9 protein-coding genes are annotated in these 11,899 nt (G+C 40.0%); 1 reads left to right on the top strand and 8 read right to left on the bottom strand.

Annotation, left to right across the window (positions count from 1 at the left end; all coding sequences use genetic code 11):
* Window positions 1-572 precede the first annotated feature (572 nt).
* The 8 genes from HF078_RS01360 to HF078_RS01395 form a co-directional block, all read right to left on the bottom strand.
* On the bottom strand, window positions 573-1,475 hold the full coding sequence (locus tag HF078_RS01360; RefSeq protein WP_169289531.1) for an AEC family transporter: 903 nt from the start codon (window positions 1,473-1,475) through the stop codon (window positions 573-575).
* Between the two features lie 88 nt (window positions 1,476-1,563).
* Window positions 1,564-2,994: an aldehyde dehydrogenase family protein gene (locus HF078_RS01365; RefSeq protein WP_481747991.1), complete on the bottom strand. Its 1,431-nt coding sequence runs from the start codon at window positions 2,992-2,994 to the stop codon at window positions 1,564-1,566.
* A 16-nt stretch (window positions 2,995-3,010) separates the two neighbouring features.
* Window positions 3,011-3,733, bottom strand: a complete 723-nt coding sequence (locus tag HF078_RS01370) for a GntR family transcriptional regulator (RefSeq protein WP_169289533.1) — start codon at window positions 3,731-3,733, stop codon at window positions 3,011-3,013.
* Window positions 3,734-3,776: 43 nt separating this feature from the next.
* Window positions 3,777-5,120: a sulfoquinovose isomerase gene (gene sftI / locus HF078_RS01375; RefSeq protein ID WP_169289538.1), complete on the bottom strand. Its 1,344-nt coding sequence runs from the start codon at window positions 5,118-5,120 to the stop codon at window positions 3,777-3,779.
* Window positions 5,121-5,246: 126 nt separating this feature from the next.
* On the bottom strand, window positions 5,247-7,286 hold the full coding sequence (locus HF078_RS01380; protein ID WP_205831493.1) for an alpha-glucosidase: 2,040 nt from the start codon (window positions 7,284-7,286) through the stop codon (window positions 5,247-5,249).
* Between the two features lie 12 nt (window positions 7,287-7,298).
* A complete protein-coding gene (locus tag HF078_RS01385) occupies window positions 7,299-9,077 on the bottom strand; it encodes a solute:sodium symporter family transporter (RefSeq protein WP_169289534.1) in 1,779 nt (592 codons plus the stop codon).
* 38 nt (window positions 9,078-9,115) lie between these two features.
* Complete coding sequence (locus tag HF078_RS01390; protein ID WP_169289535.1) at window positions 9,116-9,793, bottom strand: DUF4867 family protein; 678 nt, start codon at window positions 9,791-9,793, stop codon at window positions 9,116-9,118.
* A 67-nt stretch (window positions 9,794-9,860) separates the two neighbouring features.
* Window positions 9,861-10,541, bottom strand: a complete 681-nt coding sequence (locus HF078_RS01395; protein WP_169289536.1) for a transaldolase family protein — start codon at window positions 10,539-10,541, stop codon at window positions 9,861-9,863.
* A gap of 244 nt (window positions 10,542-10,785) precedes the next feature.
* Between HF078_RS01395 and HF078_RS01400 the strand changes: the two genes are divergently transcribed.
* Window positions 10,786-11,202: a DUF4395 domain-containing protein gene (locus HF078_RS01400; protein WP_169289537.1), complete on the top strand. Its 417-nt coding sequence runs from the start codon at window positions 10,786-10,788 to the stop codon at window positions 11,200-11,202.
* The last annotated feature ends 697 nt before the right edge of the window (window positions 11,203-11,899 follow it).

Genomic DNA, 11,899 nt, shown 5'->3' on the forward strand with positions numbered 1-11,899 from the left:
GTTTTGGTTGGTTTGTGGTGTAGAAGGTCGGGATGTGGGGGCTATGAGGAGTGTGTTTGTGTGTTTTTGTGGTACAAGGTCGGGATACGGGGGGTATGAGGACAGGGTTTGTGTGTTTTTGTGGTAGAAGGTCGGGATACGAGGGGTATGAGGACAGTGTTTGTGTGTTTTTGGGGTAGAAGGTCGGCATACGAGGGCTATGAGGACAGTGTTTGTGTCTTTTTGTGGTAGAAGGTCGTCATACGAGGGCTATGAGGATAGTGTTTGTTTGTTTTTGGGGTAGAAGGTCGTCATACGGGGACCATGAGGACAGTGTTTGTTTGTTTTTGGGGTAGTAAGCCTACCTGCCTTTTGCTTACTATCATTATTAAAAAGGGGTAAACAAACCTTCTTAAACTTGAAGATCGTCTCATCCCATGAGAAAAACACCTAGAATAGTGGGGCCCTTGACAGTTACGTTCACATCAGAAGTCTCATGAACCGCCCGCAGGCAAGCGAAGCGCTTGGAACGGAAAGTAACAGAGGCGTTTAGCAAATACTTAAAAAAGCCAGCTCCCGTAAAAGGAACTGACCTATAAAACAATCCAAAACATAATAGGTAAACTAACAATAGTCAACAACGTACTAATCAACGTACTACTTGAAACAAAATCCGGCTCTGTATTAAACTCCAGCGCATACATCGTAGTATTCGCAGCAGTCGGCATCGCAGCCATAATAATCATCAACTGCTTCACCATCGGATCTACAGGAAGTATCAAGGTTAAACCAAAAGCAATGAAAGGAGAAAGAAATAATTTAATACCAATAGCATAAACTAGTTTTTCCTTCGGTGCATGTTTAATAGATATCTTAGCCAACTGCATCCCCAATATGACCATGATTACAGGAACAGTAGCATTTGCCACAAGATCCACAGCTTCCATAACGGAAGAAGAAACAGGGATGGAAAGAAACTGGAAGGACAAACCAATAATCGCCCCGTAAAGAATAGGCATTTTCACCACCGCTCTTAAAGCAGTTTTTACGCCGTCATTTTCCGGACTACCTTTGGCAGCATAGTAAACACCCACTGTACCCATTAACAAAGATTGTACAACCATTAACACGATCGCATACTCAAAGCCTGCCGCTCCAAACAGCAATAGTGCAACAGGAGTACCATAATTTCCATTGTTCATAAAACTTGCCGCGAGAATCATCCCGCAAGTTTCTGCCCTAGAAAATTTTTTTATCCAAGATAGAATATACACTAAAGCGATCAATGAAAAACAAAGAAGAAACGTATATAAAATGATATATAAATGATTACTACTAAATGCATTCGTATAAAAAGTCCTAAATACCAGTACGGGAGATAGCAAATACAAGGCCATCTTTGATAAGGTTTTGGTATCAAACCCCAATGTTTTCTGTCCGATGAACCCTATGGCAAATATCATAAATACAGGTAGTAGTACTTGTAAAAAACCCAAACCTCTTCGCCTCTATCCTCTAATAAAAAATGGAAAAGCCCCGGCTCCATCAACCAGAGCCAGGCCATCCTATTACTTTACCATACTATTATAAATTAAACACAACGATTCTTTCTTCTGTCATTTCCTCCATCGCATATCTAGGGCCTTCTTTTCCAGTACCGCTTCTCTTCACGCCACCATATGGCATATTATCCACTCGATATGCAGACGCATCATTCACGATCAAGCCACCCACTTCGATTTCTTTAGCAGCCTTCATCGCAAACCCTAAATCCTTCGTAAACAACCCAGCCTGCAGTCCATAATCAGAGTCATTTACCTTTGCAATGACTTCCTCTTTTTCTTTATAGGTTGCAACAGAAACGACTGGTCCAAACAATTCCTGACGGCAAACTTTCATATCATCATGCACATCTGTAAGAATCGTAGGGTAATAGAAAGCTCCTTCACGTTTAGCGCCTGTTACAACCGTTGCGCCTTGTTCCACTGCTTCATTCACCCAAGCCTCCACACGCTCTGCTTCGCTTAAGCGGATCATCGGGCCGATATCGGTTGTTTCATCTAGTGGATTACCAACCACAAATTTTTCAGTTTTCTCTTTAAGCTGTTGGACAAATGTTTCATATACATCCTCATGTACATACACACGTTGTACAGAAATACATACTTGACCTGCATTATTGAAACTCTTCTGAGCTACCATGGAAGAAGCAAGCTCTAAATCCGCGTCTGAGTGCACTACTGTAGCGGAATTGTTTCCAAGTTCCAATGCTACTTTTCTAAGACCAGCTTTTTGACGGATAACTTCCCCCACTCGTGGACTTCCCGTAAAGGTGAACATATTAACATCTTCATTTTCTAGCAACCAGTCGCCAATGCTCGGGCCGTCTCCAGTAACTACGTGTAAACGCCCTTTTGGCAAACCTGCCTCTTTAAGTACTTCAGCTAACATATACGCGCATACAGGTGTTACTTCTGCAGGTTTTAATACTACACTGTTTCCTGCTGCCAATGCTGGACCGATTTTATGGCAAACAAGGTTAAGGGGTACGTTGAATGGCGTAATGGCCGCAATTACTCCAACTGGCACTTTCAAAGTGAATGCCATGCGGTTTTCAGATCCTGGTGCAGCCTCCACCGGTACACCTTCTCCATGAATTCTTTTTGCTTCTTCTGCAGAAATTTCGAGTGTCTGTGCTGCGCGTTCTACTTCCCCTCTTGACTCTCTGATTGGCTTTCCAACCTCTGTTGCCAATACTTTAGCAAACTCTTCTTTTTTTGCTAATAAAAGCTGTGCCGCTTTAAGTAATACTTGGTAGCGTTGATACGGAGTAAAGTCTTCTTTTAAAGAATCCTTTGCTGCTTGTACTGCTTCTTTCACATGCGCCTGTTCCGCAACGGCAACATGGTATGCCGCTTCTTGTGTGTATTTGTTTGTTACTGCCATCGTTTCTTTCGTTTCTACTGTTTGTCCATTGATATATAGTCCGTGTGTCGAGATAGTTGTTGTTGTCATCATTACAGCCCCTTTATCATCTTGTTAATTCCACATTGTAGTGGTACTGATCACTTCGGAATTTCGTTCTGGTATACTCAATTGGTTTGTCGTCAATCCCATAACTAAGTCTTGTCATCTCAATTAATGCTTCCCCTGCCCTAATTCCAAGCAAGTCTGCTTCATGCATCGTAGCATTCATGGCAGAGATTTTTTCATTGGCTTTTCTTAAGGCGATACCGTTTTGTTCGAGAATCTGATAAAAGTTTGCTTGATTGAGTTCTTCTTTCATGAGTTTCTCGCCTATTGATTTAGGCCAGCAACTCCTTTCATAAGCAATGGGCAAGTTATCTGCAAACCGAATTCGTTCAATGACCAAAATGGACTTATCATCCGTTTGGAGCATTGCTTTTTCGTGATACAAGTCGGTGGAGAATTCAGCTCTTATCAGTTGAGAGTTTGGTGTTAATCCACGCTCTAACACTTCTTCTGCAAATCCTTTTAACCTACCTAAGCTCCCTACAAGCTGTTGGGATTTAACAATGGTACCTCTTCCTTGTTGACGCTCTAATAATCCATCTTGAACCATCATGCTTATTGCCTGTCTGATGGTTGTTCTACTAACCTCAAACTCTTTCATCAACTCTTGTTCGGTTGGTATTAATTTATTTGGCAGCCATATCTTCTCCTGAATCCGCTGAATAAGTGTTTCCTTTATTTGAAGATATAGCGCTATTTGTTTGTTGCTTTGTTGGTGCATTTAAAAAACCCCTTTGTTGTCCCCTTAGACAAGCAAACTCTTTTTAAGAGCCATAGATCTCTGTTTTAATTCCTAGCATTCTACCAAGTTCCACTAGTTCTTCCACTACGTCATCGTATACAAGCGCAAAATGCGGCTCAAATCCTTCATTCATAACCTCATATAAAGTCTCTGTTACATCTTTTTGTAAGGCAACTTCTACAGAAGTACCTTGGAAGTGCTGCGGAGAGTCAAGCGCTTCTCCTTTCATGATTAATAAACGATATCCTTCTGGTGTATGACTCACTCGGAAAATGGTGACGCCACCAGCTTTTAGTCCAAAATCCATGGTAAATCCAAGTTTTCTGTTAGGATGAACACCTGCTGTTGCACCAGTCTCTTCTCTTGCTAAGGAATACGCTCCCGCACCACAATGCCAGAATACAACAGAGTTATTTTGTTCATTTACATGGACGAGGTCACCAAGATATGGTGCTTTTCCACCGCTCAATTGTTGTAAAACAAACATGGATACTGAACCATGAATATCTGACTCACAGGATGAAACGACACCGTCTTCTGTAAACTGAGATAGGGTGGAACAAGCGGCAGCCCCTAAATCGTTGAAAAAGTCTGGCCAGCACCTAACCGCAATAGCCTGTATGTCGTGTGCTTCAATATGCTTTTTGACATAAGTCGAGAATTGCGCAAATTTCGTAACTGTTTCGTCTGATCGATTTAAGCCGATTACCTGCTGTTCAGCCCTTTCAATGGCAGGTAGCCATTCCTCTTTTGGAAGCTCAACACATTCTTTGAATGCTTTTTGCAGGTCCATTTTATATAAGTTCACACCAAGTGCTTCTTTTAGTTCTTGTTCGTTTGTATCTGAGAAGAAGAATCCTGGTGGGTGCTCTCCCACTACCCCAATGGTTAAATCATTTAATTGCGCAAGGACTCTATTTACTTTTAATTGTTTTGTTAATTTATCCTGAAGTTTTTGTTCATCTGGATTTCCGAAAACAAAAGCAAATGTGTGGTTATGGTTTCGTAAAACATTACTTGTGCTGTTACCTCCCGTTAAGGAGTTTAAACGTAACCGTCCACCAACACTTGGTTCTCTAACAGACCATACAATAACAGGCTCTGTTCTATGCTTTAAGATCTCAACCATAAATTCACCATCTGCAAAAGTGACACTTTGATAAAGGATGGTATCAATCTTTTCATGTTTTGCTTCTTTCAAGAAATCTTCTAATTCTTCTACAGAGGTTAATATGCCATTTGGCTCGATTACCTTTTCACAGGTAGCATTCAACCATTCAGAACTTTGAAGACGATATGCTTCCCCTGCTTCTAAATCAAATGTTTTTCTTCCGATAGGTACATATAAAATATTGTTATTTAGCATCATTAGTTCCCCTTTATGAATAGGCTTACATTGAGTATAACATAGGTTACTACCTTTTTGTAAATATCATAACCTTTGATTTTAGTAGAAAGGGACTGTTTTTACGAAAATCAGTCCCTTGTTCTATTATTTTATATCCTTTAATTTATCGAATAGATCCGCCCACTCTGAGTTCTTGCGGTAGAAAACAGGTGGCTCTCCAATTGGGGCATTCACAGTAATATCCCCGCCTGCATACTCTTTTCCACTCCAAACATGGACCCATTCATCCTCAGGAAGATAAACATCCCATGTTGTAGCGCCTTCCTCATATACAGGTGCTACAAGGAGATCTTTTCCATATAAATATTGATATTGTATGTCATAAGCTGATTCATCATTTTCATAGTGCATGAAAAGAGGACGTTGTACAGGTGTACCTTTTTCTGAATTTTGCTTTACCAAGCTTTTTGTATATGGAGCCAATGTTGTATATACGGTAGTCATTTTTGCTAACTGTTCTAAAGAACGATCTGTATCGTCAAATTGGAAGCAGTCGTAAGGTCTATTACCTTCATGGGAACGCATAACAGGTGTGAACGCGCCAAGTTCTGTCCAACGTAACAACAACTCTTCGTTTCTCTTGTTACCAAACAAGCTGGTGTATCCACCAATATCACTATGATGCAACCCATTACCTAGCATACCTGCTGAAAGTGCTGCCGGGATGACGGATGCTAACCCATCGTCCAAGGTAAAGTCCACACTCTGGTCGCCGCCCCATAGTAATGTATTGTATTTTTGTATACCTGTATAGCCTGCTCTCATGAAGTAAACAACGTCGCCTAATTTCCCTGCTTCTTCAACGGCTTCATAATTTACCTTTGCCCACATGGTTGGCCATGCGTTATGCATTTTCATTGGATCTTCTCCACTGTGCAGTTTCACATCCGTAGGAAGATACTCGCCAAAGTCAGCCATCCATCCGTCTAAACCAAAGCCAATCAGATTATCTTGAATGACCGATTTATACCATTCTGTGGCGTCAGGATTTGTGAAATCAACCACGCCACAATAAAACTCGCCAAAATCTACTAGGTAGACTTCATTCTCGTCATTCAATGCCAGATATCCTTTTTCTTTGGCTGTTGCAAATAAATTTCCTTCCTCTGCCACATAAGGATTGATATATCCTAGGAAACGAATACCTTTTTCTTTCCACTCGTGAATCTTTGTGTCTAGGTTTGGATACACGTCAGGATTCCACTGCCAGTTCCACATTAGACGCTTTCCAAAAGAAGTCATACGGATACCTTGCCAATCCTGACACCAGACACCGCCTACTTTGACACCTTTAGCAAGGGCTTTTTCCAGTTTTTCTTCTACTACATCCGTACCACCCTGAATTCCTAACCAAATTCCGTTATAGGTCCATTCTGGTAATTCCGGCTGACGGCCAAAGCGATCCGTGATTTTTTCAAGCAAGCCTAAAAAGTCATTAGCTCCTTCAAGTACTATCTCTTTTGGCATTTCCCAAATTTGAAGTTCATGGAAAGAATCATTTCTAAAATCGAAATCTGCGTATGCTGTCGTTTCCACATGGCAATAATATTTTCTGCTAGATACAAAGGTTGGTTGTGGATAATTTGTATGATAATAATCTCCACCGGCCATTCCAGTTACATCTGATTGCCACGTTACATAGGTGCTCTTATTTCTGCCAACACCAGGTTCAGAGGTCCAAAGAGGGAAGTTCTTCCCTCTCATATTAAAGTGAGTCAGCTGTTCACCGCAGCCGTAAACTTTTTCCTCTTTATTTGCCTTAAGACGAATCCAAAAACGATTGATGTCCTTGTTTGCTTCTACAAATTCTAGCTTTACTTCATTAGCATTTTGGTGCAGTTGAACAGTTACAACAGAAGGGCCACTTGGATAACTTGCAAAATCTATTTCAATTGAGTCATTCTCGTTTCTTACTGTGATAAAGGGAAGAGCCATCCGTTCTGTTACGTAATCTTTAATGTCAAAGTTTCCGCGAAACATTTTAACGTTCTCTTGTCCTTTCCCTACAAAAAGGAAGGGAGCGTCTGGAGAGTGCTGAAAAATCTCCTCCCCTTTCCACGTAACAGTAATACTATTATTCTCCGTCACTACCTGCATCATTTTATTTTCAGTGAAAACTGCCATGGGATATCCCCCTTAAGCTGATTTTTTATTTTTGATAAGCTCTTCTTGCTTTTTATCAAGATAGTTTTCATATTTCTTGTTCCAAACTTTCATGGATAGATAACTCATAATAATTGATAGGAAGAGCACACCACCCATTATTGGCCAGAAATACGGTGAAACAATTGCTGAATCATACGCTAAACCGATCGGCGAGAAGACAACATATGTCATCACTACAAGTGTTAATAAGATAACCGTTGTCAACAAGGAGTATTTCCACGGTGTAAGCTCCACTTTTGCATTCTTTTTATATACATAAGGTGTTTTCAATGGCTTAACGTTACCAATAAGCAACATGATTCCAACTTCCACAAAGAATAGAATCGCGTAGATATGAATAAAGTTCAGATCGACTGTAAACCCAAACAGATGGTTGGTTCCCCACACAAGCATGTAGTACGTAATAACGTGGAAAATGACTACCACTTTCGCAGCTAGTGCTGGAACGCGTTTGGAAAGTAGTCCAACTAACACAATCGTAATGATTGGAATGTTAAAGAATCCTGTAAAACGACGAATCAGATCCCAAAGTCCTGTAGACGCTTCCATTAATAGCGGCGATACACAGAACGATACAAGGGCAATTAACACCCCAAAGATTTTACTGATTTTAATAAGTTGCGCATCTGTTGCATTAGGATTCATTGTTGGTTTATAAATATCTAGTGCAAACATCGTTGCAGCTGAGTTTAATAAGGAGTTAAAAGAACTGAACACTGCTCCAAGTAAAACCGCTAAGAAGAAACCCGACATATAAGTCGGCAACAAGTCAGCAACAAGCGCTGGGTATGCCAAATCTACTGATTCGAAATTCCCTCCATATAGATGAAACGCAATGACTCCAGGAATCATCATAAATAAAGGAATTGCCAGTTTGAAGAATCCAGAATAAAGAACCCCTTTTTGTCCTTCTGATAAACTTTTTGCTCCCAACGTACGTTGAATGACATATTGGTTTGTCCCCCAGTAGAAGAGGTTAGCAAAAATCATACCTGTGAAAATGGTGCCAAATGGTACGGAATCATCGCTTCCGCCAATGGCATTTAACTTTTCTGGATGTGTAAGGGCGATGGTCTTCATTCCTTCCACCATACTGCCGTTTCCTAATGCAAGAAAGCCTAGAATAGGAATCAATAATCCAATGACAAGCAAGCCTAAGCCATTAATCGTATCAGAGACAGCAACCGCCTTTAATCCACCAAATATCGCATATACCGCACCAATGATTCCTACTACCCAAATAATTAACCAAACAGACTGACCGTAAGAAATTCCTAATAGTTCAGGTACATCGAATAGCTTTAAGATGGCTAAAGCACCAGAATAAAGGGTAGATGGAATAGTGACAAGTATATACCCTAACATGAACAATAAAACAGTGTATCGTCGAACACCCTCATCATACCGGGTGCTCAAAAATTCAGGTAACGTTGTAAACGCTCCCCCTAAATATTTTGGAAGTAAGTATAAGGCCATAATTGTAATAGCAAACGCCGCCGTAACTTCCCAAGCCATATTGGTCATGTTCTTCCCATAAGAAGCCCCATTAAGACCAACCAATTGTTCTGCTGAAAGGTTAGTCAGCAACAAGGAGCCGGCAATAAACATCCCCGTTAATCCTCGACCTGCCAGGAAGTAACCCGTAGAATCGTTTACTTCTCCTCTTGTCTTCAGATAAGAAAACCAAGCAACAAGGCCCATAAAAAACATACAAGATAATAACGTAAAAAGGACATTAGACATCCCCATATCTGTCACCCCTTCAATTCTAGCAACTTTTTAAGCGTTTACATTTTATAGAAAAGTTCAATATTTTCCCCATCAATCCCCGGATGTGCTCCTTTATCCATGAGCACTTCTCTGTCCGGATGGGCTAAAAGCCACTTGTTTTTCATAAATAACAATTGATCTTCCTTTGACTTCCTTACTAGATCTTCATTTAAAGGTTCATTCGTACCTTTTGGTAGAATAACAACCGTTTTAAACCCTTCATCCTGTAATTTACAAGGAGCAAAATGGAGTGTTGTAGCGTAAAGTTCAACTGCTTTGCCCTTTGGCACGAAGAAACCGGTTACATTATCACTTTTAAAAGAATTACCTACAATGTCTTGTACCTGTCCTAGTAATAAAACCATATCGGTACCTGCCACATTAATCTCGCTGGATTTATGATATTCCAGTCCATTTAAAGTGGAATTTACACCGTTACAATAACCAACTTGAATGTCCATTCCACCATAGAAGTATTCTTTGATTAATCCGGAAGGTGCTCTTTGTTCCATTTCCGGAATCGATGCCATATAGACATTGCCTTCCTTTGGAATATCCGTTTCATTCATATAATTAAGATAACTTGTGAAATCGTATTCTTCTACTATTCTACCAAAAGGTAAGAATTCTTTATCATCTATATTGAAAATGGATAGATTTGTATTAAGTGCTCTTAACAATTCAAGCTTTGACATTTTCAACTCTCCTAAATTGCGATGTTATTATAGGGGCTCTTCTTGACGAAGAGCCCAGCTAATTGTATTACTTCACTTCTTCCAATTCTTTGGCAGTGTTATCCCATGCGTCGCGGAAAACTCCTAGACCATAATCAGTGAATGGATGTGCAAAGCTTGCTTTATATACATCAAAGCCACATGTCACAATATCTGCACCAGCTTTAGCTGCATCTGCAATTTGTTTACCATTGCGAAGAGCTGCAACAATAATTTCCGTTTTCACATTGTACATTTTGTAGATATCTACAATGTCTTGAATGTATGGAGCTGTATCTTCTCCACTGTTTTCTTTCCAGCCAACGAAAGGAGAAACAAATTTAGCTCCGATTCTAGCAGGTTGTAGTGCTTGAGAAGGAGAGAATACCAATGTAACGTTTGTACGAATTCCTTCTTCCTCAAGTCTTTTCGCAGCAATCAGTCCTGGCTCCGTGCAAGGGATCTTGATGATGAAGTTGCTTGATAAACTAGCAATCTCCTTTCCTTCACGTACCATTTCTTCAGGATCTTCTAAATGTGGATTAATTTCAACGGAGATAGGAAAGTTCTCTACGCCCTTAAATTCTTCACCTAATTCTTTTAGTACTGTTAAGAAAGGCTTGCCGCTGTTCATAATGTGTCTAGGGTTAGTTGTAACTCCATCAATTCCCCAGTTCTTATACGCATAACGAATCTCTTCAATTTTTGCACTATCTAAAAAATATTTCATTCTAATTCCCTCCTAAAATGTCTGGATGTTTCTAAAATGATAATAATATTGTTACCTTTAACTAAAGGTTATTACCTTTAACTACATAATAAGAAAACGCATTCAATTTTGCAAGTGTTTTTTATATTTTTTAATAATTTTCTAATAACAAGAATATCCAGTTTTTATTCATTGCACTTCTCTTCTTGTTTAGAGTATGATGTTAATAACAAATATCCGATAATACAGGTGGGATTAATTGTATATGAAAAATAGTACGATACCAAAGCCCTTAGTTACTTTTAATCAATGGTTCATTTTGACGACTGTTATCCTTTCTCTAGTTTCCGGACTATACTTTCTAATGGTATTTCCTCTGGTTTCAGGGCTTATGGGATTGTTGTTGAAGTGGAATCCAGCTCTTAGTGTTGCAAGAAGATTCCTCTCTAAGCCTGCAGGATCTTATGTTCAGGAGGATGTTGCTCAGCTGCAGTTTAATCAAAGCATTGCGGTAACCTGCTTGGCATTGGCGCTTTTCGGGTTTTATTCTGGTTTTGTTGTAATTGGTTTTGCATTTGCCATTATGGTAGGTGTTGCCTCAGGAGTTGCTTTAATGGGGTTTTGCGTAGGATGTTTTCTCAGGTTTCAGTGGCAGCAGTATCGATATCGTCGGGCAAGCTAGACGATGATATAAATATTATTGATATGAACTCCATTATGGAGTTCATTTTATTGTCTGGGATTTATTCGAATTCGTATGACTACTTCCTACTCCAAAAACACCCAAACATTGTCCTCATTGACCTCGTATGACGACCTCCTTCCTCACAAACACACAAACATTGTCTTCATTGACCTCGTATGACGACCTCCTTCCTCACAAACACCCAAACATTGTCCTCATTGACCTCGTATGATTACCTCCTTCCTCAAAAACACACAAACATTGTCTTCATTGACCTCATATGACGACCTCTTTCCTCACAAACACACAAACATTGTCTTCATTGACCACGTATGACTACTTCTTTCCTAAAAACACACAAATATTGTCTTCATTGACCTCATATGACTACCTCCTTACTAAAAAACATCCAGACATTGTCCTCATTGACCACGTGTATGACTACCTCCTTCCTCACAAACACCCAAACATTGTCTTCATTGACCTCGTATGACGACCTCCTTCCTCAAATACACACAAACATTGTCCTCATTGACCTCCTATGACTACCTCCTTCCTCACAAACATCCAAACATTGTCCTCATTGACCTCCTATGACGACCTCTTACCACAAATACACCCAAACATTGTCTTCATTGACCTCGTATGACGACCTCCTTCCTCACAAACACCCAAACATTGTCCTCATTGACCT

The organism is Bacillus sp. RO2 (genome assembly GCF_012911845.1).
GTDB lineage: Bacteria > Bacillota > Bacilli > Bacillales > Bacillaceae_I > Sutcliffiella_A.

Excerpts from the sequence above, each read along its gene's own strand:
- HF078_RS01385 (WP_169289534.1), bottom strand. The coding sequence starts at position 9,077 with ATGGGGATGTCTAATGTCCTTTTTACGTTATTATCTTGTATGTTTTTT.
- sftI (WP_169289538.1), bottom strand. The coding sequence starts at position 5,120 with ATGCTAAATAACAATATTTTATATGTACCTATCGGAAGAAAAACATTT.
- HF078_RS01380 (WP_205831493.1), bottom strand. The coding sequence starts at position 7,286 with ATGGCAGTTTTCACTGAAAATAAAATGATGCAGGTAGTGACGGAGAAT.
- HF078_RS01390 (WP_169289535.1), bottom strand. The coding sequence starts at position 9,793 with ATGTCAAAGCTTGAATTGTTAAGAGCACTTAATACAAATCTATCCATT.
- HF078_RS01370 (WP_169289533.1), bottom strand. The coding sequence starts at position 3,733 with ATGCACCAACAAAGCAACAAACAAATAGCGCTATATCTTCAAATAAAG.
- HF078_RS01395 (WP_169289536.1), bottom strand. The coding sequence starts at position 10,541 with ATGAAATATTTTTTAGATAGTGCAAAAATTGAAGAGATTCGTTATGCG.
- HF078_RS01400 (WP_169289537.1), top strand. The coding sequence starts at position 10,786 with ATGAAAAATAGTACGATACCAAAGCCCTTAGTTACTTTTAATCAATGG.
- HF078_RS01365 (WP_481747991.1), bottom strand. The coding sequence starts at position 2,994 with ATGACAACAACAACTATCTCGACACACGGACTATATATCAATGGACAA.